We start from the raw sequence: 22267 nt of genomic DNA on the forward strand, positions 1-22267 counted from the left end.
CCCTCTCATCATGCCGAACAAACCACTGAATACAGCGCAGGAGCTCGACCGCCTGGACCTGCGCATCCTGGCCACGCTGCAGGCCGATGGCCGAATCACCAACGTCAAGCTGGCCGAGACCATCGGTCTCTCGCCCACGGCGGTGCTGGCGCGGGTGCAGCGGCTGACCGACGAGGGCTACATCCTCGGCTACGAGGCGCGGCTGAACCCGCTCAAGCTGGGCGCCGGCATGCTGGTCTTCGTCGAGGTGCTGCTCGATCGCACCACGCCGAACGTCTTCGACGCCTTCAAGGCTGCGGTGCAGGTGCATCCCGAGATCATGGAATGCCACATGGTGGCCGGTGGCTTCGACTACCTGCTCAAGACCCGCAGCGCCGACATGGCCGACTACCGGCGCTTTGCGGGCGCAGTGCTGTGGCAGTTGCCGGGCGTGCGCGAGACGCGGACCTATGCGGTGATGGAAGAGGTCAAGGACTCGGCGCGCCTGCACCTGTCAGGCTTCTGAAACGGCTGGTCAGCGTCGGGTGCCGGGGAGCTCAAGGTCCGTCCTCGCGCACTAGCCGGATGCCCACCAGCGTGTAGCGCGTGTCGGGCGCGTTCCAGTTGCGGTAAGCGCAGCGGGCATAGAAGGGCCAGGTGTGCCACGAGCCGCCGCGCCGGACACGCACCCCGCCTTCGGTGGGCCCCTTCGGGTCATTGACGGGCGAGCGCGCGTAGTAATCCTCTCCATACCAGTCGGCCACCCATTCCCAGGCGTTGCCGTGCATGTCGTGCAGGCCCCAGGCATTGGGGGCGCCGCTGCCCACCGGCGCGGTGAAGGCGAAGCCGTCGTCGGCCGGCAGGGCCATCGCCTTCCACTGCGGCCAAAAGGCGGCGGTGCGCTGGTCGAACACATTGGCGCTGCCACGCAGCGAGGCCGGATCGTCCCCCGTGCTGTAGCGGGTGCGGCTGCCGGCCCGGCAGGCGTACTCCCACTCGGCCTCGGTCGGCAGACGGTAGCGGCGGCCTTCGGTGCGGCTGAGCCAGGTGGCCAGGGCCTGGGCATCGTTCCAGGTCACGTTGACCACCGGGTGGTCGTCGCCCTGCGCAAAGCCGGGGTTGTTCCAGGCATAGCGCGGGTCGCGGCCTTCGAAGGCGTCGCCGCGCACGGTCCTGGCCGGGTCATAGTCGGCGCGCCAGCCATAGCCGCCGGTACCGTCCGCAATGGACTCGGGCACGTAGCCCGAGCGTTCGAGGAAGCGGCGGAACTGGCCCACCGTGACCTCGTGCTGGCCCATCCAGAAGGCGTGCGTGATGCGGACCCGGTGCACCGGGCCCTCGTCGCCCAGAAGGGCGAAGCGCTCGGGCGGCAGCTGCGGAAAGTCGCGGGCCAGGGTGGCGGCGGCTTCGTCGCTGCCCATCATGAACTCGCCGCCGGGGATGCGGACGAAGCGCATGCCGAGGCTGTTCGTCTGCACGGCGGGCGCCCCGGCCGACGGCGGTGGCGCGGCGAGGGGAACCGCACATCCGGCAACGGCCAGCGCGGCAAAGACGATCCAGAGGCGGCGGCGGAAGTCCATCGGTCCATGCTAGCGAGCGGCTGGTTTGGCGCCAACAGTGCGAACGGCCAGGACAGTACGGCCTTGGTCGGTGGCCTGCAGCAAGGCCTATGCATAATGCCCTGATGCATTGGCTGCGCAATTCGTTCACGGTGGTCCGCCTCGTTCTGGCGTGGCTGCTGCTGACACTTGGCGTGGCCTTCGCATCGCCCTGGGTCGCGCCCCAGACCATGGAACTGGTCTGCGCACAGGGCGGCTCCGTCAAGCTTGTGGTCGTCGACGACGACGGTAAGGCGCAGGCAGTGGTCCACCACGGACTGGACTGCCCGCTCTGCCTGGCAAGCGGCCTGCCGCCACCGGCCGATCTGCCGACGCTGCCCCAGCCCCAGCCGCTGGCGCATGCCCTCCATCCCATCGTCCGCGCACGCATCGCTGCGCTGGTCGGGGCGCCGTTGCCGCCCCGAGGGCCACCCGCCATCCTGCTGCCGACGGCCTGATCGCCGCACGTCGAGTCGCCATTGGGTGGCGATTGTCGTGCCGGTTCGCACGACCGCCCGACCCCGTTCGCGCCTGCGCAAACCGCTCGCGCCATGTGGTCCCTGGCGGCGGTGCCAATCGGTGCCTCCTGCACGCTGGCTCCCTCGGCCTGAAGCGGTCTGTACCTCTCGCGGGGCCACTTGTGCGTCCTGCTGCGGCGCGAGCGGAGCGCCGAGCCGCGTGCGGCGGACGTGTGGCAACTGCTGCCGAAGCCGGCCTGACCGCTTCCCCTTTTTCCTCTTCCTTTCACCCAACACCAAGGAGCCTTCGCATGACCGTCCCATTCCGCCCCTTTGCACTCGGCGCTCTGCTCTTCGCGGCTGCAGCGGCCCACGCCCAGGTCACCGTCAAGGACGCGTGGGTCCGTGCGACCGTGCCGCAGCAGAAGGCCACGGGCGCCTTCATGCAGCTGGAATCGCCGCAGGACGCGCGCCTGGTCTCGGCCAGTTCGCCCCTGACGCCCACGGTCGAAGTGCACGAGATGGCCATGCAGGACAACGTGATGCGCATGCGCCAGGTGCCGGCGATCGATCTGCCAGCCGGCAAGGCGGTGGAACTCAAGCCCGGCGGTTACCACGTGATGCTGATGGACCTGAAGCAGCAAGTGAAGGTCGGCGAGACCGTGCCGCTAAGCCTCGTGTTCGAGGGCAAGGACGGCAAGCGGCAGACCGTGCAGGTGCAGGCGCCGGTGCGTCCGCTCAAGAACGATGGCATGCCCATGGCGCACGGCGAGCACAAGCACTGACTCCCGGCCGCCGCACGCCGGCGGAGTGGGACGCGCGGTGCCGCGCGGCAGATGGCCCGTGGGGTCGCCTGCCCTCTTTCCGAATTTCCAGCCCCTGGAGTCCCCGATGAGTAGAAGTTTCTCCTTCGCCCCGTTCGTTCTGGCCACTGCCCTCCTTGCCAGCGCCCCTACTTGGGCCGATCAGGCTCTGGCCACCGCCAAGGCCTGCATGGCCTGTCACACCGTCGACAGGAAGGTGATCGGTCCCGCCTTCAAGGACGTGGCCGCCAGGTACGCCGGCAACAAGGATGCGGCCAATGTCCTGGCCCAGAAGATCCTCAAGGGTGGCAGCGGCGCCTGGGGCCCGGTGCCGATGCCGGCCAATACCCAGGTAAGCGACGCCGAGGCGAAGAAGCTCGCCACCTGGGTGCTGGGCCTGAAATAAGCGCCATCCATGCACGCCTGCCGCCGCCCGTCACCCAAGATGCCCTTCCCGGGCAGGGTGGCGCGCTGGCTGCTGCTTGCCCACTGCCTGCTGCTCCTGCTGCCGATGTGGCCGGCCCTGAACGGGGCGCAGGCCCAGGGCGCACGCCAGCCGGCCGACGCCTTCATGGTCTGCACGGCGCAGGGGATGCAGGCACTGCCGGTGGCGCAAGGCGCGGCAGCCACGGCCCGTACCGGCACTGAGGACGACGCCGACCCAGCCGGCGAGACGTCCGATGCCGTTCCCACGTCGTCGGGCTGCGCGCTCTGCCATGCGCGCGTGCTCATGCCCTTGCCGGTCTGGACCCCCGGCCTGCCCTTGCGGGCGATCTCTCTGCCGCCGGCTGTCCCGCAGCGGCCATTCGTTCTCGTCGCGGACGCGCCCTGGCGTCCGCTGCAGGCGCGCGCACCGCCGCCGACCCTGGCTGGCTGACTCTGCGCCATCGACGCCCCGCGGCCGCCCAGGCCGCGCGGGCCCGCGCCTGCCTGGGCGGTGCACGACACCGCCGCGGATTCCTGTGTCCCTTCGACGAGAACCATGTCCTCTTTTCGCCTTCCCTTCGCACCCACGCCGCTCGCGTGGGCCTGTCTTCTGGCCCTGCACCCTGTCGCTCCTGCCCATGCGCAGAGTGCGCCGGCCGGCAGCCTTCCGCCCGTGCAGGTGCGCGAGACGGCGGCCCAGCCCAATGGCCGCCTTCCCCTGGACGTGCCGGTGACGACCGGCAGCCAGCTGGGCCTCACGCCGCGCGAGACGCCTGCCACGGTCACCGTAGTGGACCGTGCCACCATCGAGGCCCGCGGCGCCACCAACACGCAGGAGGTCTTGCGTGCCATTCCGGGCGTCACGGCACATGACGCGCCCGGCAACATCGGCGTGCAGTACCGTGGTTTCAGCGGCGCGTCGCTCACCCAGCTGTTCAACGGCATCAATGTGCAGTACACGATTGCCGCGCGTCCGGTGGACAGCTGGATCTACGACCGCGTCGAAGCCATCGGCGGCGCCTCCAGCTTCCTGTACGGCGCGGGCGGCGTGGGCGGCACCGTCAACTACATCACCAAGCTCGCGACCCGCCACGACATATCCGAGGCACAACTGCGGCTGGGCAGCGACCGTCTGAAGGAAGCGTCGGTCGGCCTCAACCGCCGCATCGCCGGCGATGGCCTGGGCAGCGGCGACCATTACCTGCGCATCGACCTCAACCGCCGCCAGGGTGACGGCTGGACCGACGGCACGCGCAGGGATGCGACCCAGTTCGCGACCTCGCTCCTCTCCGACTTCGGCGGCGGCCTGAGTCATACGCTGGCCTACGAATACCAGAAGGAGTACGTCGACCGGCCCTACTGGGGAACACCGCTCATGCAGCCGCTCATGGGCACGGCCCGCATCGACCCCGGCACGCGGACCAAGAACTACAACAGCGCCGACGGCATCTATGCCCAGCGCGTGCAGTGGCTGCGCTCGCTCACCGACTGGCGGGTGAGCGACGCGCTGCAGTTGCGCAACACCTTCTACGTCTACGACGCCTTGCGCGATTACCGCAACGTCGAGAGCTATGCCTTCAACCGCAACAACACGGCCGTCACCCGCTCGGCGACGCTGCTGCAGCGGCACGACCAGCGGATGGTGGGCGACCGCATCGACGGTACCTATCAGGGCCGGATCGCCGGGCTGCGCAGCGACTGGTCCTTCGGGCTGGATGTGAGCCTGAACCGCCAGACGCGCTTTCCCAACAGCCTGTCGGCCACGGTCAGCACCGTGAATCCGTACGTCTTCACCACCGAGCCCTTCTTCACCATCCGCGGCATGACGCCGGGCTTCCGGCCCGACCGCGAGAACAAGGTGCGCACGGTGGCGGCCTTCGCCGAGAACCGCACCTTCCTCACGCCATCGCTCAGCCTGGTGACCGCCTTGCGCCACGAGCGCATCGACCTGGACCTGATCAATCGCCGTGAGGTGACGGCCGCCAGTCCGGCCACCTATTCGCGTGGCTACCGCCCCACCACCGGCCGCGCCGGCCTGGTGTGGGACGTAATGCCGGGCGCCAACCTGTATGCCCAGTACGCCACCGCGGCGGACCCGCCGGCCGGCGTCCTGAGCACCGCCAGCTTCGCCAATGTGCGCGACAACAGCGAGCTCACGACGGGCCGCCAGGTCGAGCTGGGCAGCAAGCTGGACTTCTGGCAGGGCAAGGGCACCGCGACGCTGGCCGTCTACGACATCGTGCGCAGGAACATCGCGACGCAGGACCCGGCCAACAGCAGCCTCACGGTGCTGGTGGGCCAGCAGTCGTCGCGCGGCGGCGAGATCGCCGTGGGCCTGCAGCCCACGCGCGACTGGTCGGTGCAGGCCAACTGGAGCTACGCCCGCGCCCGCTACGACAGGTACCGGCAAGGGGGCGTGGACTATGCCGGCAAGACGCCCACCAACACCCCGCGGACGGTGGCCAACCTCTGGACCTCCTACGCCTTCGCGCCGCAGTGGCAGGCCAGCGTCGGCATCCGCCGCGTGGGTGCCGTGTATGGCGATGCGGCCAACACCCTGCGCTGGCCGGCCCACACGCTGCTGGATCTGGGCCTGAGCTATCAAGTTCACCGCAACGCCGAGCTGACGCTGCGCCTGCGCAATGCGACCGACCGGGTCTATGCCGCCAATCTGACCGGCACCATGGCCTACCTGGGCGAGCCACGCACGGCCGACCTGACGCTGCGCGTCGGCTTCTGAGCGAAGGCCCGCCATGCGTGTGCGTATCAAGCGCTGGCTTTTCCTCGTCCACCGCTGGCTCGGTGTGGGGCTGTGCGCCTTCTTTGCGATGTGGTTCGTGTCGGGCGTGGTGATGATGTACGTGGGCTATCCCAAGCTCACGTCCGTCGAACGTCTGGCGCATCTGCCGCCGCTGGGCGACGGCGCCGGGCTGCTCGGGCCGCACAAGGCGCTGGAGAAGGCGGGCGTCGCCGGTCCCCTGCGCGAGCTGCGGCTGGCCGCATCCCGCGCCGGCCTGCCGGTGTACCTGGCCGTGCCCGAAGCCCCCGCAGCAACGGCGCCGGGCAGCCGGCGCCGCTCCTCACCCGGGGCCGGCACGGTGGTCATCGATGCCCGCAGCGGGCAGCGGTTGGCCGAGGCCGACGCAGCCACGGCCGTGGCCAGCGCCGCGGCCTTCGGCGGCGCGTTCCTGGCGGACACACCGAAGCCTCGGCACGTCGGCCTTGTCCAGGAAGACGCCTTCACCCATTCGCGTGCGCTCGATGCGCACCGGCCGCTGCACGTGCTGCAGCTCGGCGATGGCGAGGACACGCGGCTCTATGTCTCGAGTCTGACCGGCGAGGTGGTGCGCGACGCGACGCGCACCGAGCGACTGTGGAACTACGCGGGTGCGTGGATCCACTGGCTCTATCCCTTCCGCGGCGGGGTGCTCGACGGGTGGTGGACCGACATCGTGAACTGGCTGTCCATCGCGGGCATCGTGCTCGTACTGGCCGGCATGACGGTGGGTCTGATGCGCTGGCGCTTCGGCCGGCCCTACAAGAGCGGCGCCCGCTCACCCTATGGCAGCCGGGCCATGCGCTGGCACCACATCGGGGGACTGCTGTTCGGCGCCGTGACGCTCACCTGGATCTTCAGCGGGCTGATGTCGATGAACCCGTGGCGGATCTTCGACACCGGTGCCGCGCCGCTGAGGACGCAAGCGCTGGGGGGCGTGCCGCTGCAACCGATGGCAGGCGACGCCACGCCCGCGGCTCTGCTGGCAGTCGCCGGCGCGGGCACGCGCGAGCTGCGCTGGACGCCGGTGCTGGGCGTGCCTGTCGTCCAGGCGACCGGCGCCTTGGGCAGGCCAACGCTGCTGAAGGCCGCCGACGCGTCTGCCCATACGGTCGACGAAGGCGGGCTTCAGGCGGCCATCGCCGGCCTGCTGCCTGCGCCCCTGCTGCGCATCGAGCGGCTGCAGGCCTACGACTTCCACTACTACGACCGCGCAGCCCACACCATGACCGGCGGCGCCGAGCGCCCGCTGCCCGTGCTGCGGGCCGTGTTCGGCGATGCGCAGCACAGCTGGGTCCACATCGACCCGGCCACCGGTGCCGTGTTGGGCCGCAGCGACAGCGGTCGCCGTACCAGCCGCTGGCTGTTCGCGCTGCTGCACAGCTGGGACTGGCTGCCCCTGCTGGATCGACGGCCGCTGTGGGATGTGCTGCTGGTCGTGCTGAGTCTGGGCGGCGCCCTGGTGAGCCTGACCGGTGTGGTGATCGGCTGGCGCAGGCTGGGCCTTAAGGTGCGTGCACGGCGACGTCGACGGCCAGGCCTTGCGGCGGTGGGCACGCCGTTCAGAACGTCCAGCGGGCGCTGACCCGGGCGCTGCGCGGCTCCATCGGATGGATGTGCCGGCCTTCGATGCCGCTGCCGCAGTCGCCCCGTGCCACTTCGCCGGCAGTGCAGGAGGCGTAGAAGTACTCGATGTCGTTGCCTTTTCGGCCAGTGATGTTGAACACGTCCACGCCGAGCGTCAGGTGGCGATTGACCTCGTAGCGCGCGCCGAAGTTGAGCAGCGTCGTGGACTTCGAGCGAACGCTGTCCAGCGTGTCCAGCGCGCGGGGCCCGAGGTAGCGCAGGCGCAGGGATGCAGTCAGCGGGCCTTCTGTGTACGTGATGCCCGCCGCCACCACACGCTCCACCGCGTTGTCGATGTAGTTGCCTTCGCCTTCGGGCGCAATGCCGCGGAAGCGTGCGCGGGAGAGTGCGGCATCGGCCTCCAGCCGCCAGCGCCGGTCAAGCTTCCAGCGCAACGTGGCTTCGATGCCGCGCCGGCTGCTGGCCCGGCCCGGCTCCGTGGTGCCGGCGTCGCCCACATAGACCAGTTCGGAGTCCAGCCGAAGCTGCCAGAGCGCGACCGTGGCCGTGAAGTCTTCATCTGGTTGGAAGCGCCAGCCGAGCTCAGCGCCGCGACCCTTGACCAGCGCGGGCACGCGATCCGCCGGCAGTCCGCTCTGCGGATCGAGCTGGATGGTGGCACCGCGCACGTCGTTGCTGTGGAAGCCGACGCCCGCATTGAGGTAGAGCTCGTTGGCCGGCGTGACGGTGAACGCCAGCCCGGCCTTCGGGCTCGCCAGCGAGTCACGGCCTCGGCCGCTGTTCACCGGGCCGTAGACGGGCTCGCGGCCATCGACGGAATAGCGCAGCAGGTCGCCGCGCAGGCCGACGTAGCCCCGCAGCCTGTCCGTGAAGTTGACGAGCTGCTGCCCGTAGAGCGACACGAGGTCCTGCGATACCTTGTCGTTGCGCACGGTCGCCGTGCGCTGCCGCGCGATGGTGTCGTACAGGCCGACCTCGCCGATGCGGTCGCCGCGCCACTGTGCGCCGAAGCTCAGGATGCCGTCGAGACTTCCAAGTCGATTGGGCATGCTGTGCGAGGCCTGCGCGCCGAAGACCCGCCGCCGGTCTGTCTGCTCGAACTGATCGCCCGTGTCCGGCCGGTTCAGGAAGTAGGTGAAGTCCGAGAACAGGTCGAAGCGGTAGTCGATGGCATAGGCGCTGATCTGCGTGTTGCCCTGCGGCCCGTTGTCGAACCACTTGCCCGACAGGCTGAGGCGCCGCGTGTTGCCGCCGTCCGTGGTGTTGAGCGATCCGAAGCGCGACAGCTCGCCGCTGTCCACCAGCCGCTGCGGAATCTGGTCGGTCGAGTTCCAACGGCTCTGGTACGCCATGCCGGTGATGCTCAGGCCGCGCGTGGGCGAGCCCTGGGAATAGCGGACCACGGCATTGGCCTTGCGCAGCCGCTCCGGCGTGTCCCAGGGGCCGTCGTTGCCTTCCAGTTCCAGCGCGCCCAGCCAGGTCTGGTCCTGCACGGTGCGGGAGCCGGCGGTGAGCAGGCGCCGGAAGTTGTTCTTGCCGAGCGTGATTTCCGCAAACGGCGCGTCGAGCGCGCTGACGTAGTCCAGCGAGGCACTGCCAGCCAACGAGAAGTCGCCGCTGTCCACGAAGTAGGGGCCCTTGCGGTAGCGCACGCCGGACACGAGGTCGGGAATCAGAAAGTTGAGGTCCGCGAAGCCCTGGCCGTGGCCGTGCGTGGGCATGTTCACCGGCATGCCGTCGACCGTGACCGCGAAGTCGGTGCCGTGGTCGAGGTTGAAGCCACGCAAGAAATACTGGTTGGCCTTGCCGTCGCCGGAGTGCTGCGTGGCCACGACCCCGGGCACGGCCTCCACGATGTCGCCCGGCCGCAGCTTGGGCCGGGCCTGGAACGATGCCTTCTCGGCAGCACCCTCGCTGGCGGAATCGGCCGTGCCGATGGCCGCATCGCGCGGGCCGCGCACCGAGACCTCGGGGAGGTGGCCGTCCTGGCTCCAGGCGGGCGCACTGGTGATGAGGGCGGCGGCCAACAAGGCGGGGGGACGGCGTCGAATGAGCGGCACAAGTTTCCTCGTTATGTATGAAGAACTTTGAATTATTCATACGAATGCCACGCAGAGCTGTACTCCGAACGGCGCAGGTGCCGCAGCTGCAGCTTCGCCACGAAGGCGGCCGACGGATGCCAGAGCGCGGAACGCGGTGGTTCAGGCGCTCAATTCACCGGTCGGAAATGGCGATGGGGCTTGCTCGCGCCATGGCTGTGTTCGTCGGTCGGGCCCAGAGGCACCAGATGCACATTGCCATGCCGAACGCCGCGCAGAGCCACCAATTGCTCGGCACAGGCCTGCACGGCTGCCACCGGCCCGCGCAGAACCACTGTTTCCAGGCAGTGATCATGGTCCAGGTGCGTGTGCATGCTGCTGATGACGAGATCGTGGTGGTCGTGCTGCAGGTTCATCACCCGGCCCGAGACGGCATGTTCATGGTGGTCGTAGACATAGCTGACGGTGGCGATGCACCAGGAAGGCTGGGCCTTCGAGACCGGCTGGGCGAGCGTCGCGCTGCCGAGCCGTGAGCGAATCAGGTCGCGGACGGCCTCCGAGCGGTTGGCGTAGCCGCTGGCCTCGATCAGCGCGTCGAACTGCCGGGCCAGATCGTCATCGAGCGAGATGGTGAAGCGTTCCATCAGAGGATTGTCCGCGCCCGGCGGAGTGTGGCTGCGAGCTGGTCGCCGAGTTTTTTTCCGGTTTCACCACGCGCTGGAGTCGAACACCACCAGCCGCTCCGTCTGACCGGCCATGAAGGCCTTCATCTCCTGGTGCACGGCACTGACCTGGTAGTGCTGGTGGGCGGCCTCGTCGTCGAAGCAGGCCACCACCGCATGGCTGAAGCCTTGCGCGCGGCTGGCTTCGTTGGGCGCGTAGAGGTAGCTCACCAGGCCGGGTGAGCCCGCGCGGATCTGCGCCGCGTAGTCCTCCACGCGCTGGTGGAAGGCCTCGTCGGTGCCGGGCTTGAAGGCCATCAGGACGGCATGGATGAACATGGCTCAGCCTCCCTTGCCCGCGCCGGCCGGGTTGCGCCCGCCCAGGCGGTTCCAGCCCTGCACCGCCAGGCCCACCAGCCCTTCGCGGAACAGCAGCACGCAGGCGATGAAGATGACGCCCTGCACGATCAGCACCCAGGAACCCAGCGGCGCCAGGTAGTTCTGCAGGGTGACGAAGGTCAGCGCGCCGACGATGGGGCCCAGCAGGGTGCCGATGCCGCCAAGCAGGCTCATCAGCACCACCTCGCCCGAGGCGTGCCAGTGCACGTCGGTGAGCGAGGCCACGCCGAACACCAGCACCTTCATCGAGCCCGCCAGCCCCGCCAACCCCGCCGACAGGGCGAAGGCCTGGAGCTTGTAGCGCGACGTGCCGTAGCCCAGTGAGCGGGCGCGCTGCTCGTTGTCGCGCACCGCGCGGATCACCTCACCGAAGGGCGACTGCAGGATGCGCACCACGAACAGGTAGGCCGCCAGGAAGACGGCGAGCACCACGTAGTACATGACCATCGAGTTGCCCAGGTCGAACAGGCCGAACAGCCTGCCGCGCGGCACGTTCTGCAGGCCGTCCTCGCCCCCCGTGAAGCCGGCCTGCACGGCCACGAAGTACACGACCTGCGACAGCGCCAGGGTGATCATGGAGAAGTAGATGCCCTGCCGGCGGATGGCCAGCGAGCCGAAGATCAGGCCCAGCAACACGCCCGTGGCCGTGCCGGCCAGCAGGCCGAGCTCGGGCGTGAGCGCCCAGGCCTTCATGGCCATGCCGCTCGAATAGGCCGCCGCGCCGAAGAATGCCGCGTGACCGAAGGACAGCAGTCCGACGTAGCCCAGCAGCAGGTTGAAGGCCGCCGCGAAAAGTGCGAAGCACAGCACCTTCATCAGGAAGGTGGGGTAGAGCACCAGCGGCGCCACCAGCGCCAGGGCCAGCAGCAGCCACCAGCCCAGCACCTGGTACCTGCGCGCCAGGCGCAAGCTGACGCGGGTGGCCTCGGCCGCCACGGTGTTCTGCACCTGCAGCGGCCGGCCGAACAGGCCCGAGGGCTTGACCAGCAGCACGATGGCCATGATCACGAAAATCACGAAGTTGGAGGCCTCGGGATAGACGACCTTGGTGAGCCCCTCGATCACGCCCAGGCCGAGGCCGCTCACGATGGCGCCGCCGATCGAGCCCATGCCGCCGATGACCACCACCGCGAACACCACGACCACCAGGTTGGAGCCCATGAGCGGGCTGACCTGGTAGATGGGCGCGGCCACCACGCCGGCAAGGGCAGCCAGCGCGACGCCCAGGGCATAGGTCAGCGTGATGTAGCGCGGCACGTTGATGCCGAAGGACTTGACCGTCGCGGGGTTCTCGGTGGCGGCGCGCAGCACGGCGCCCAGCCGCGTGCGCTCCATCAGCAGCCAGACGCCCACGCACACCACCAGCGAGATGACGATGGCCCAGGTGCGGTACAGCGGTAGGAACATGAAGCCCAGGTCGATGCCGCCCATCAGCTGCTCCGGGATGGCATAGGGCAGGCCGGAGACGCCATAGGCCTGCCGGAACGCGCCCTCGATGCACAGCGCCAGCCCGAAGGTCAGCAGCAGGCCGTAGAGGTGGTCCATCTTGTAGGTGCGCGCGATGATGGTCTTCTCCAGCACCACGGCGAGCACGGCCATGATGAGCGGCGCCAGCACCAGCGCCCCCCAGTAGCCGATGCCCAGGTAATTCAGCAGCATCCAGGCGACGAAGGCGCCGGCCGTGTACTGCGCGCCGTGCGCGAAGTTGATGATGTTGAGCAACCCGAATATGACGGCCAGCCCGATGGACAGCGTGGCGTAGAAGGCGCCGTTGATCAGCCCCAGCAGCAGCTGGCTCAGCAGCGCGGAGGACGGGATCCCGAAGATGTCGAACATGTGTGATTTCCTGCTGCTGCGTCAGACGCCGAGCTGGCGCCGGATGCGCTCGGGCTGCGCCGCGGCTTCGGCGGCGCCGAGGTGGTCGACCACGACGCCGTGGTCCATGATGTAGAGGCGGTCCGCGACCGAAGAGGCGAAGTGGAAGTTCTGCTCCACCAGCACGATGGTGAAGCCGCGCTGCTTGAGGGCGCGGATGGCGGTGGCGATCTGCTTGACGATCACCGGCGCCAGCCCCTCGGTGGGCTCGTCGAGCAGCAGCATGCGCGCGCCGGTGCGCAGGATGCGGCCGATGGCCAGCATCTGCTGCTCGCCGCCCGACAGGTTGCCGCCGGTGCTGCCGGCGCGCTCCTTCAGGTTGGGAAAGAGCGCATGGATCTCGTCCACGCCCAGGCCGCCGGGCGCGAGCACCGGCGGCAACATCAGGTTCTCGGTCACCGTCAGGCTGCGGAACACGGCCCGTTCCTCTGGGCAGTAGGCCAGACCCAGGCGCGGGATGCGGTGGTCGGCCATGGCGATGGTCTCGGTGCCGTCGAACACGATGGAGCCGGTGCGCCGCTCGATCATGCCCATCAGGGCGCGCAGCGTGGTCGTCTTGCCGGCGCCGTTGCGCCCGAGGATGGTCACCAGTTCGCCCTGGCGCACCTCCAGGTTCACGCCCTGCAGGATGTGCGACTCGCCATACCAAGCGTGCAGGTTGTTGACCTGGAGCATCACGCGGCCTCCTGCACGGCTTCGACGCCCATGTAGGCGGTGATGACGCGCTCGTCGGTCGAGACGCGCTGGTAGTCGCCCTCGGCCAGGATGCTGCCGCGTGCCAGCACGGTGATCGTGTGGCACAGCTCCGAGACGACAGACAGGTTGTGCTCCACCATCAGCACCGTGCGATGGGCCGACACGCGCCGGATCAGCGCGGTGATGCGGGCGACGTCCTCCTGGCCCAGGCCGGCCATGGGCTCGTCGAGCAGCAGCATGCGCGGGTCCAGCGCCAGCGTCATCGCGATCTCCAGCGCGCGCTTGCGGCCATAGGGCAGTTGCGCTGCGCGGGTGTCGGCATCGGCCTCCAGGCCAACCTCGCCCAGAAGCCGCCGGGCCTCACCGTCCAGATGGCTCATGGCGCGGGCCGGTCGCCAGAACTGCGGGCCCAGGCCGGTGCGCTGCAGCAGCGCGACGCGCACGTTCTGCAGGGCCGTGAGGCCCAGGAACACGGCCGAGATCTGGAAGGAGCGGACCAGCCCCAGCCGCGCCACGGCTTCCTGCTGCAGCCGGGTCACGTCGCGACCGAAATAGGCGATGCGGCCCGCATCGGGCTGCAACACCTTGGTCAGCAGGTTGAAGCAGGTGGTCTTGCCGGCCCCGTTGGGACCGATCAGCGCGTGGATGGTGCCCTCGCGCACGGTCAGCGACACGTTGTCGACGGCCTTGAAGCCGCCGAAGCGCTTGGTGAGCCCCTCGCAGGCCAGGGCGATGCGTTCAGCCATGAGGTCTCCTCACATGCGGGCGAGCATGCCGCCGTCGATGGCCACGACCTGGCCGTTGATGAAGGCGCCGCTGCGGCCGGCAAAGGCCACGACCAGCGGTGCGATGTCCTCGGGCTCGGCCCAGCGGCCGGCGGGCACGGACTGCTCGATGAAGGCCTGGAAGCCTTCGCGCGCCTGCAGTGCCGACGTGAAGCGCGTCTTGACGAAGCCGGGGGCCAGCGCGTTGCAGGTGATGCCCTGGGGGCCGTACTCGACGGCGATGGCCCGCGTGAGGGCGGCCAGTGCGCCCTTGGCCGTGGCATAGGCCGCGATGCCCGGCATGGTGGCCTGGCCCGCTACCGACGACATGTTGACCACCGTGCCGCGGCCGGCGGCCACCATGACGGGCAGCACGGCGTGGCAGCAGTTGAAGGCGCCTTCCACATGCACCGCCTGGATCTGCTTCCACTCGTCGAGGGACATCTCGACCAGCGGCTTGCGGTTCTGGTTGCCGGCGTTGTTGACCAGGATGTCGGGGGCCCAGCCCGTCGTCTGCAGCTGCGCGACTTCGGCATGCACGGCATCGCTGTCGGTCACGCTGAAGACGGCACCGCGGGCCTCGATGCCCGTCGCCTGCAGCTGCGCGACGGCGGCAGCGCAGGCATCGGCGGCCAGGTCGTTGACGACGACGCGGGCACCCGCGCCCCCCAGGCTGCGCGCAATGGCGAAGCCCAGGCCCGAGGCCGCGCCGGTCACCAGCGCGGTGCGGCCGGCAAGGCCGAAGGTCTCGGCCAGAAAGGCTGGATTCAAGCTTGTCTCCTTGTTCGATGGCGGCAGCCAGGTGCCGCACGCATGGCGTTGCGCCTTGTGCTGAATGAGTAAAAGTCTCGCTTCATGAGACTTGACACGATTTGTACTATACGAAAGAATTTTTCGGCTATCCAAGCTTTCGACCTCCGGGGAAACCCGGCCCATCCATCCAAGGAGACATCCGTCATGGCGCTAGAAACACCCGGCGAGGCCGGGGCCCACCTGCTCGGCCCACTGGCCTCCCATTACCTCGATGTGGAGGCGCTGCCGTGGAAGCCGACGCAGGTGCCCGGCATCGACATCAAGGTGCTCGTGCAGGACAAGGAGACGGGGCTGCTCACGGCCCTCTTCCGCTGGCAGCCGGGCACGGAGCTGCCCATGCACGAGCATGTGGAGATCGAGCAGAGCTACATCCTCGAAGGTTCCATCGTGGATGCCGAGGGCGAGGCGCGGGCCGGCGGCTATGTCTGGCGACCGCGCGGCAATCGCCATGTGGCCCGGTCGCCCCACGGCGCGCTGGTGCTCTCGTTCTTCCTCAAGCCCAACGTGTTCATCGACCAGTTCGCCGGCCAGAAGCTGGAATAGCGCGGCCCGTCGCCCGCCTTGCATCCCATACCCACAACAGGAGACAACCCATGAAGAAGCATCCCACCCTCGCCTGCGCCGCCGCAGGCCTGCTGAGCCTGGCCATGGCCGGCGCCGCCCATGCGCAGACGGTGTCCAACGACGTCGTCAAGATCGGCCTGCTGAACGACCAGTCGGGCCTGTTTGCCGACATGTCGGGCAAGATGTCCATCGAGGCCGTGAAGATGGCCATCGACGACTTCGGCGGCAAGGTGCTGGGCAAGCCGATCCAGATCGTGTCGGCCGACCACCAGAACAAGGTGGACATCGGCCTGGCCATCGCCCGCAAGTGGTACGAGCAGGAAGGCGTGGACATGATCCTGGACGTGCCCAACTCGGCCATCGCGCTGGGCGTGCAGGAGCTGACCAAGCAGATGAACCGCGTGGCCATCTTCACCAGCCCCGGCACCTCCGACCTCACCGGCAAGGCCTGCTCGCCCAACGGCGTGCACTGGACCTACGACACCTATGCCTATGCCTCCGGCGCAGCGTCGGGCGTGATGGCCGAGGGCGGCAAGAGCTGGTTCTTCATCACCTCCGATTACGCCTTCGGCCATGCGCTGGAGCGCGACGCCTCCGCCGTCGTGAAGGCGCAGGGCGGGCAGGTGCTCGGTGCCATCCGGCACCCCATCGGCAGCTCGGACTTCTCCTCCTATCTGGTTCAGGCCCAGGCCAGCAAGGCGCAGGTGATCGGCCTGGCCAACGGCAGCGCCGACACCATCAACACCATGAAGCAGGCGCGCGAGTTCGGCATCGGCACCGGCAAGCAGCGCATCGCGGCGCTGTACATGGGCATCAACGACGTGCACAGCATGGGCCTGGCCATCGGCCAGGACATCAACCTGGTGGAGGCCTTCTACTGGGACCAGAGCCCCGAGAGTCGCCAATGGTCCGAACGCTTCTACAAGGTCGCGGGCCGCATGCCTTCGGGCGTGCAGGCCAGCAACTATGCGGCCACGCTGCACTACCTCAAGGCCGTGCAGGCGGCCGGCACCGACGAGGCCGGCGCGGTCATGAAGAAGATGCACGAGATGAAGATCAACGACCTGATGACCAAGGACGGCACCATCCGCGAGGACGGCCGCGTGATGCGCGACCTGTACCTCTACAAGATCAAGAAGCCGTCCGAATCCAAGCGGCCGTGGGACTACTACACGGTGGTGCGCACCATCCCCGCGCAGCAGGCCTTCAAGGCGCCGGACCCGGCCTGCCCGCTGGTCAAGAAGTAAGCAGCTTCACACTGCGGCGGTGGCCCCGCGTGGGCCTGCCCGGAAAGACCTGCGCGATAAACTGCCGCCGCCCCTGGAGAGCCCCGTCCCCGATGTCCCACAGCGATCCTGACGAGTCCACCGACGCTGCCGGCGCCCGCGGCAACGGCACGCCCGATGGCAGCCTGGACAAGATGCTCAGCATCCTGAACCTCTTCACCGAGGACAACAGCGCCATCACCCAGGAGGACATCGTGGCGCACATCGGCTGCTCGCGCGCCACGGCCTATCGCTACCTGAAGTCGCTGTCCACCGCGGGCCTGATCAGCCCGGTGCACGGCGGCGCGTACGTGGTGGGCTCGCGCATCATCGAGCTTGATCGCCTGCTGCGCCTGCGCGATCCGATCCTGCTGGCCGCCCGGGACGTGATGGCCACGCTGGCCCGGGAGCAGAAGGTCAACGTCATGCTCTGCGCCTACTACGGCGACAAGGTGATGTGTGCCGACACCGAATGGCCTGACACCAGCTACACCTCCAGCTACGAGCGCGGCAAGCCGATGCCGATGTTCCTGGGCGCGACGGCCAAGGCCATCCTGGCCCACCTCACGCCCTATCAGCAGCGCAACCTGATGCTGTGGCACCCGGCCGAGATCCGCGCCGCCGGCCTGGGCGACAACTGGGACGAGTTCCGCGCCAACATGCGCCGCGTGCGCAAGGAGGGCGTGGTCGTCTCGCACGGCGAGATCGACAAGGGCCTGATCGGCGTGGGTGCTCCGATCTTCAGCGCCGAGCAGAAGGTGCTGGGCAGCCTGGTGGCCATCGTGCCGGCCAAGGGCCGGGCGGCGAGTGCGGCGGCACTGGAGCGCCTACGCGGTGCGGTGCAGCAGGCAGCGCAGGCCCTCACGGACAAGCTGCGCGCCGGGCAGCGTGATGCGCCCCCCGCGCGCGCCTCGCGGCCGCGGCGCATCGAGGGCTGACCGCGCGGCCCGCGGCGCGGGCCGGGCCGATCAACCCTTCTTGTCGGGTGCAGCGGCACTGTCGCGCTCGTGCTCGAAGATGCTGGCCGTGCGCCGGTAATGCTCCGCCAGCAATGCCCGCGCCTGTTCCAGCTCGCCCCGCATGACGGCGTCGAAGATCGCGCGGTGCTCGTCGTGCTCGTTGCGCCGCTTGTAGGCCACGCGGGCGGCGAGCTGGCGGAAGCGGTAGGCCTGGTCGTAGAGCTGCTCGCAGAAGCCCAGCAACAGTGAGGAGCCGCAGCCCGCCAGCAGGGCGCGATGGAAGGCCCGGTGCTGGCGCTCCCACTCCGGGTTCTCGGCATAGGCGTCGTCGGAGATCGACCGGGGCGTGCGCGACAGGCGATGGAAGGCCAGCACCAGCGGCTCCTCCCACTCCGGCCCGCGGCGGGCGAAGGCCTGGCCGATGGCCAGCGACTCCACCGCCACGCGGGTGTTCACGAGGTCTTCCAGTTGAGCCTGCGTGGCCTGCGCCACCGCGAAGCCGCGCTGGTCGTTGTGCACCACCCATTCCTCGCTGGCCAGTCGGTTGAGCGCCTCGCGCAGCGGACTCGCGCCCACCTGATAGCGCTCGCGCAACTCGTGCATCAGCAACTTGCGGCCGGGCTGCCAATGGCCGGCCAGCACATCGGCCCTCAGGCGCTCGTAGGTCTGGCGCGCCAGCGTGGGCGACGAGGCATCGGCGACAGCCGCGGGCCCTGGGAGAATCCCTGAATCCATTTTTATCGACAAAACATCCTCTCGATATTTAATATCGCCAAACACCAGTGAACAGGGGTTTGTCGAAATTATGTCCAGATATGCGCGCGTGACGCCACCGGGGCGGCCCACCCAATGGGCCATGGAGCGTGGGGGCGAGTTGTGGGGCCTGGGCGATCAGGTGCCCGCCGGAGTGCACGACACGGCCTGGCTCGACCTGTTGGCCCATGGCCCCAGCGCTCGGCAGCTCGAGCAGGCCGAGCCGCTGGCGCACGACTCCGTCCGTTGGGAGCTGCCGGTCGCGCGACCGGGCAAGGTGATCTGCCTGGGCCTGAACTACGCCGCCCATGCCGCCGAGGGCGGCAACGCGGCGCCCGAGTACCCCAGCTTCTTCATGCGGGGCGCCAGCTCGCTGATCGCCCACGGCGCGCCGCTGGTGCGTCCGCGCGTGTCGGACAAGCTGGACTTCGAGGCCGAACTCGCGGTGGTGATCGGCCGCCGCGCGCGGCACCTCAGCGAGGCCGATGCCCTGTCGGCCGTGGCGGGCTACGCCTGCTTCAACGACGGCACGCTGCGGGACTACCAGCGCCGCACGGCCCAATGGACCATCGGCAAGAACTTCGACGGCACCGGCGGCTTCGGTCCCTGGCTGGTGCCGGCGGCCGACCTGCCGCCTGGCGCGGCGGGCCTGAAGATCGAGTCGCGGCTGAACGGCCGCGTGATGCAGAGCGACGACACCGGCCACATGATCGTCACGGTGGCCCGGGCGCTGGTGCTGCTGAGCGAGGTGCTCACGCTGGAGCCGGGCGATGTCATCGCCATGGGCACGCCCTCGGGTGTGGGCTATGCGCGCACGCCGCCGGTGTGGATGCAGCCGGGCGATCGCATCGAGATCGAGATCGAAGGCGTGGGCCTGCTGGCCAACCCCGTGGTGCAGGAGGAAGGCTGAGATGGAACCCGTCATCACCCGCCTGCCCGACGACTTCCGCTGGCCGGGCGGCCACCGGCTCGCCGTCATCTTCAACATCGCCTACGAGGCCTGGTCGGACGGCCAGGCGCCGGGCATCGGCCCCATGGGCAATGTGCTCAAGCCGGGCTTCTTCGACACCAATGCCCACTCCTGGGCGAGCTTCGGCCTGGTGCGCGGCATCCACCGCCTGCTGGGCATTGCGCAGAAGCACAGCGTGCGCACCAGCGTGATGGTCAACGGCGTCATCTGCGAGCGCGATCCGGCCACGGTGCGCAAGCTGGCCGAACTGGGCCACGAGGTCATCAACCATTCCTGGGGCATGGACGTGATCCCGGTCTATTTCGACGAGGCCGGCGAGCGCGCCAACCTGGCGCGCAACCATGACCTGCTCACGGCCACGGCCGGCGTGGCGCCCCTCGGCTGGATTAGCCCGCGCGGCACCGGCAGTCCCATCAGCTCGCGCCTGCTGGCCGAGGCGGGCTACCTGCACCACGGCGACGTCAACGACGACGACCGGCCTTATGTGATGGACTTCGGTGGCCAGCGCATCGTCGGCATCCCGCTCACCATGGACGTGAACGACCTGCCCACCTGCATCCGCTACGGCCAGGGCCCGCGCCACATGCTGGAGACCTTCGAGGACACCTTCGCCGCCATGCGCGCCGAGCCCGTGCCGCTGATGCTGGACGTGACGGCCCACACGCATGTGATGGGCCGGCCTTCCGGCGCCTGGGTCTACGACGAGATCATGGCCCGCGTGAAGCAGGCCGGCGATGTGTGGATCTGTACCCGCGAAGAGATGGCGCGGCACGTGCTCGCTTCCGTCTGAGCCACCGGGCTGCCGGGCAGCCCACCGGTCCGAGCCGTCGCAGAAGCGGCCGGGCCATTTCCCAGGAGACAAAGACATGGCATCCAAGCTCTGGCGGCGCCTGCTGCCGGCCCTCGCCCTCGCTGTGCTGCCGCTGGCGGCGCCGGCGCAGGACAAGTGGCCCACGCGTCCGGTGCGCTTCGTGGTCGCCTTCGCGCCGGCCGGCCCCGCGGACATCATTGCCCGGCTGCTGGCGCATCGGCTGGCCCAGCCTCTCGGCCAGAGCGTGGTGGTCGAGAACAAGCCGGGTGCCGGCGGCAGCGTGGCCTCGGCGCTGGTCGCGCGGGCCGAGCCGGACGGCTACACCCTGCTGATCAACACCAGCTCCTATGCCGTCAACCCGTCGATGCAGCGGCAGCTGGGCTTCGACGCCAAGGGCGACCTCACGCTCGCGGCCCTGGTCGCGGCCAGCCCCAATCTGATCGTCACGGCGCCCAACCTCAAGGCCCGCACCCTGCAGGAAGTGGTGGCCGACGCCAAGGGCGGCAGCTACAACTACGGCACGGCCGGTGCCGGAACCACGCCACACCTGACGGCCGAGTACCTGTTCAAGGTGCTGGCGAAGGTACCCGTCACGCATGTGCCCTACCAGGGCGCGGCGCCAGCGCTCAATGCCGCGATGAGTGGCCAGACGCAACTGGCCAGCGTGGCGTTGCCGGCGGCGGTGGAGCTGGTCAAGTCTGGTCGCGTACATGGGCTGGTGGTGACGGGCGCGCAACGCTCGCCCGCGCTGCCGGACGTGCCGACCGTGGCGGAGTCGGGCTTTCCAGGCTTCGAGGACGTGACCTGGGTCGGCGTCTTCGCGCCGGCCAGGACGCCGCCGGCCGTGCTGCAGCGGATCAACGACGAGGTGGCGCGCCTGCAAAAGGACCCGGAGTTCCTGGCCCGCCTGGCCGCCACCGGCTTCGAGCCCATGGGCGGCAACCTGGAGGCCGTGCGCGGCTACCTGGACCGGGAACTCGACAAGTGGGCGCGCGTGGTGCGTGAGACGGGCGCACAGCCGAACTGACGCATCGACGCTCGCTTCCGAGCTTCACAAAAGAGGAGACATCGCCATGATCCATCGTCGGCACTGCCTGGCCACGCTGGGCGCGCTTGCTGCGGCCCCGTTCGCCTCCGCTTTCGCGCAGGGCGCCTACCCCAACCGAGCGATCAAGCTGCTGGTGCCTTTTTCGGCCGGCGGCAGCCCGGACCTGCTGGCCCGCGTCATCGGCACCCAGCTCGGCCAGCAGCTGGGCCAGGGCGTGATCGTCGACAACCGCCTGGGCGCCAACGGCATCGTGGCGGCCGAAGCGGTGGCGCGTTCCGCGCCCGATGGCTACACGCTGCTGGTCACCACCGGCTCGCAGGCCATCAACCCGAGCATGTACAAGAGCCTGCCCTACGACACGCTGGCCGACTTCGCGCCGGTCACGCTGTTCACCATCGCGCCGGCGCTGACGCTGGTGGTGGCGCCCGACTCGCCGTACAGGAACTTCGGCCAGTTCCTGGAGGCGGCGCGCAAGCCCGATGCCCAGATCACCTATGGCTCGCCCGGCACCGGCAACACGCTGCACCTGGCCGGCGAACTGCTCAACGAGACCGCCGGCACCCGCATGCTGCATGTGCCCTACAAGGGCGCGGCACCGGCACTCAATGCGGTGATGAGCAAGGAGGTGACGGCCTGCTTCCTCAGCACCGCGGCCGCCACGATGGCGGTGAAGGCCGGGCAGGTGCGGCCGCTGGCCGTCACCAGTGCCAAGCGCATCGCGGCCTTTCCGGACGTGCCGGCCATGGCCGAGAGCGGCCTCACGGGCATGGACTACAACGGTGGCTGGGTCGGCCTGTTCGCGCCCGGCAAGACGCCCGATGCCGTGGTGCAGAAGCTGGCCGCCGAAGTGCAGCGCGCCATGCAGGTGCCGCAGGTCAAGGACAAGATGGTCGGCTGGGACAGTCCGCCGGCCACGCTGAGCACACAGGAGTTCACCGTCTTCTTCCGCCAGGAGATGGACAAGTTCGCCCGCATCGTCAAACAGGCCAACGTGCCGCTGCAGTAAGAAGAGGAGCCCGAGG

At 69.1% G+C, this 22267-nt stretch carries 23 protein-coding genes; 14 read left to right on the plus strand and 9 right to left on the minus strand.

The annotated features are described in order from the left end of the window. Positions 1 to 10 precede the first annotated feature (10 nt). Positions 11 to 505, plus strand: a complete 495-nt coding sequence (locus QZ772_RS00920) for an Lrp/AsnC ligand binding domain-containing protein (RefSeq protein ID WP_295522126.1) — start codon at positions 11 to 13, stop codon at positions 503 to 505. 31 nt (positions 506 to 536) lie between these two features. Here the strand turns inward: QZ772_RS00920 and QZ772_RS00925 are convergent, their stop codons facing one another. Beyond that, complete coding sequence (locus QZ772_RS00925; RefSeq protein WP_295522217.1) at positions 537 to 1436, minus strand: formylglycine-generating enzyme family protein; 900 nt, start codon at positions 1434 to 1436, stop codon at positions 537 to 539. Between the two features lie 227 nt (positions 1437 to 1663). On the opposite strand from QZ772_RS00925, the gene QZ772_RS00930 reads away from it, so the two are divergent. From QZ772_RS00930 to QZ772_RS00955, 6 genes are all read left to right on the plus strand, one after another. Beyond that, positions 1664 to 2035, plus strand: a complete 372-nt coding sequence (locus QZ772_RS00930; RefSeq protein ID WP_295522129.1) for a DUF2946 family protein — start codon at positions 1664 to 1666, stop codon at positions 2033 to 2035. A 311-nt stretch (positions 2036 to 2346) separates the two neighbouring features. Beyond that, positions 2347 to 2820 (plus strand): copper chaperone PCu(A)C, encoded by a 474-nt coding sequence (locus QZ772_RS00935; protein WP_295522132.1) that lies wholly within the window; start codon positions 2347 to 2349, stop codon positions 2818 to 2820. A 106-nt stretch (positions 2821 to 2926) separates the two neighbouring features. Further along, complete coding sequence (locus QZ772_RS00940) at positions 2927 to 3244, plus strand: c-type cytochrome (protein WP_295522134.1); 318 nt, start codon at positions 2927 to 2929, stop codon at positions 3242 to 3244. 9 nt (positions 3245 to 3253) lie between these two features. Next, entirely contained in the window at positions 3254 to 3715 is a 462-nt protein-coding gene (locus QZ772_RS00945; RefSeq protein ID WP_295522137.1) for a DUF2946 family protein, read from the plus strand. 105 nt (positions 3716 to 3820) lie between these two features. Continuing rightward, positions 3821 to 6004, plus strand: coding sequence for a TonB-dependent siderophore receptor (locus QZ772_RS00950; protein ID WP_295522140.1), 2184 nt, complete (start codon positions 3821 to 3823; stop codon positions 6002 to 6004). Positions 6005 to 6017: 13 nt separating this feature from the next. Next, a complete protein-coding gene (locus QZ772_RS00955; protein WP_295522143.1) occupies positions 6018 to 7625 on the plus strand; it encodes a PepSY domain-containing protein in 1608 nt (535 codons plus the stop codon). Here QZ772_RS00955 and QZ772_RS00960 read toward each other — a convergent pair. From QZ772_RS00960 to QZ772_RS00990, 7 genes are all read right to left on the minus strand, one after another. Then, the gene (locus QZ772_RS00960) at positions 7603 to 9657 is read right to left on the minus strand and encodes a TonB-dependent receptor (RefSeq protein ID WP_295522145.1); all 2055 of its coding nucleotides are present in this window, start codon (positions 9655 to 9657) and stop codon (positions 7603 to 7605) included. The two genes, QZ772_RS00955 and QZ772_RS00960, sit on opposite strands and share 23 nt — an antisense overlap. A gap of 179 nt (positions 9658 to 9836) precedes the next feature. Beyond that, entirely contained in the window at positions 9837 to 10310 is a 474-nt protein-coding gene (nikR, locus tag QZ772_RS00965; protein WP_295522147.1) for a nickel-responsive transcriptional regulator NikR, read from the minus strand. Between the two features lie 63 nt (positions 10311 to 10373). After that, on the minus strand, positions 10374 to 10667 hold the full coding sequence (locus QZ772_RS00970; protein WP_295522149.1) for a Dabb family protein: 294 nt from the start codon (positions 10665 to 10667) through the stop codon (positions 10374 to 10376). A gap of 3 nt (positions 10668 to 10670) precedes the next feature. Beyond that, complete coding sequence (locus QZ772_RS00975; protein ID WP_295522151.1) at positions 10671 to 12563, minus strand: ABC transporter permease; 1893 nt, start codon at positions 12561 to 12563, stop codon at positions 10671 to 10673. A gap of 21 nt (positions 12564 to 12584) precedes the next feature. Beyond that, the gene (locus QZ772_RS00980) at positions 12585 to 13277 is read right to left on the minus strand and encodes an ABC transporter ATP-binding protein (RefSeq protein WP_295522153.1); all 693 of its coding nucleotides are present in this window, start codon (positions 13275 to 13277) and stop codon (positions 12585 to 12587) included. Continuing rightward, the gene (locus QZ772_RS00985) at positions 13277 to 14044 is read right to left on the minus strand and encodes an ABC transporter ATP-binding protein (protein WP_295522154.1); all 768 of its coding nucleotides are present in this window, start codon (positions 14042 to 14044) and stop codon (positions 13277 to 13279) included. Before QZ772_RS00985 ends, QZ772_RS00980 begins: the two co-directional genes overlap by 1 nt. A gap of 9 nt (positions 14045 to 14053) precedes the next feature. Beyond that, positions 14054 to 14833, minus strand: coding sequence for an SDR family oxidoreductase (locus QZ772_RS00990; protein WP_295522156.1), 780 nt, complete (start codon positions 14831 to 14833; stop codon positions 14054 to 14056). A gap of 186 nt (positions 14834 to 15019) precedes the next feature. On the opposite strand from QZ772_RS00990, the gene QZ772_RS00995 reads away from it, so the two are divergent. The 3 genes from QZ772_RS00995 to QZ772_RS01005 all read left to right on the plus strand — a co-directional run bounded on the left by QZ772_RS00995 (position 15020) and on the right by QZ772_RS01005 (position 17642). After that, a complete protein-coding gene (locus tag QZ772_RS00995; protein WP_017759469.1) occupies positions 15020 to 15418 on the plus strand; it encodes a cupin domain-containing protein in 399 nt (132 codons plus the stop codon). Positions 15419 to 15468: 50 nt separating this feature from the next. Next, positions 15469 to 16686: an ABC transporter substrate-binding protein gene (locus QZ772_RS01000; protein ID WP_295522159.1), complete on the plus strand. Its 1218-nt coding sequence runs from the start codon at positions 15469 to 15471 to the stop codon at positions 16684 to 16686. Between the two features lie 92 nt (positions 16687 to 16778). After that, positions 16779 to 17642 (plus strand): IclR family transcriptional regulator C-terminal domain-containing protein, encoded by an 864-nt coding sequence (locus QZ772_RS01005; protein WP_295522161.1) that lies wholly within the window; start codon positions 16779 to 16781, stop codon positions 17640 to 17642. A 30-nt stretch (positions 17643 to 17672) separates the two neighbouring features. Here the strand turns inward: QZ772_RS01005 and QZ772_RS01010 are convergent, their stop codons facing one another. Next, positions 17673 to 18398 carry an FCD domain-containing protein gene (locus QZ772_RS01010; RefSeq protein ID WP_295522163.1) on the minus strand — a complete coding sequence of 242 codons (726 nt, stop codon included), beginning with the start codon at positions 18396 to 18398 and terminating at the stop codon, positions 17673 to 17675. Between the two features lie 88 nt (positions 18399 to 18486). Between QZ772_RS01010 and QZ772_RS01015 the strand changes: the two genes are divergently transcribed. The 4 genes from QZ772_RS01015 to QZ772_RS01030 all read left to right on the plus strand — a co-directional run bounded on the left by QZ772_RS01015 (position 18487) and on the right by QZ772_RS01030 (position 22251). Beyond that, on the plus strand, positions 18487 to 19326 hold the full coding sequence (locus QZ772_RS01015; RefSeq protein ID WP_295522165.1) for a fumarylacetoacetate hydrolase family protein: 840 nt from the start codon (positions 18487 to 18489) through the stop codon (positions 19324 to 19326). Position 19327: 1 nt separating this feature from the next. Continuing rightward, positions 19328 to 20176, plus strand: coding sequence for a polysaccharide deacetylase family protein (locus QZ772_RS01020; protein WP_295522167.1), 849 nt, complete (start codon positions 19328 to 19330; stop codon positions 20174 to 20176). Positions 20177 to 20252: 76 nt separating this feature from the next. Continuing rightward, complete coding sequence (locus tag QZ772_RS01025; RefSeq protein WP_295522169.1) at positions 20253 to 21224, plus strand: tripartite tricarboxylate transporter substrate binding protein; 972 nt, start codon at positions 20253 to 20255, stop codon at positions 21222 to 21224. 46 nt (positions 21225 to 21270) lie between these two features. Then, complete coding sequence (locus tag QZ772_RS01030) at positions 21271 to 22251, plus strand: tripartite tricarboxylate transporter substrate binding protein (protein ID WP_295522171.1); 981 nt, start codon at positions 21271 to 21273, stop codon at positions 22249 to 22251. Positions 22252 to 22267 lie beyond the last annotated feature (16 nt).

The organism is uncultured Pseudacidovorax sp. (assembly GCF_913773995.1).
Classification (GTDB): Bacteria; Pseudomonadota; Gammaproteobacteria; order Burkholderiales; family Burkholderiaceae_C; genus Xenophilus.